This is a genomic window from Wandonia haliotis, assembly GCF_039523435.1.
GTDB classification, from domain to species: Bacteria; Bacteroidota; Bacteroidia; order Flavobacteriales_D; family Crocinitomicaceae; genus Wandonia; species Wandonia haliotis.
In genome coordinates this window covers 422,133-422,500 of record NZ_BAAAFH010000022.1, presented here as the reverse complement: position 1 = coordinate 422,500, position 368 = coordinate 422,133, and the positions used below count along the sequence as shown (strand labels likewise).

The 368-nt window shown below is 47.0% G+C and carries 1 protein-coding gene; it reads left to right on the top strand.

What is annotated here, in order from left to right; translation table 11 throughout:
* On the top strand, positions 1–368 hold a 368-nt coding region (locus tag ABDZ97_RS17705), incomplete at both ends, for a thrombospondin type 3 repeat-containing protein (RefSeq protein ID WP_343789261.1).

Sequence of the window (368 nt, the reverse complement as noted above, 5' to 3'; positions counted from 1 at the left end):
ACGTTTCCAGTCAGGTAATAGCAAACGTCGGTGCAATGTGGAATACTGCCGATTGTGATGGCGATGGTGTGACCAATGGTGATGAAACCACCGACGGGACTAATGTGAACGATCCATGTGATTACACAGCAGGAAGTATAACACTACCTCAGGGAGATGATTGGAACATTGCTGATTGCGATGGAGATGGTGTCACGAATGGTGATGAAGTTACTGATGGAACGAATCCAAATGATCCTTGCGATTACACAACATCTAGTATAACATTGACCCAGGGTGGAAGCTGGTTAGCAGCTGACTGTGATGGTGACGGTGTGACGAACGGTGATGAGCTTACTGATGGCACAGATCCGAATGATCCATGTGAC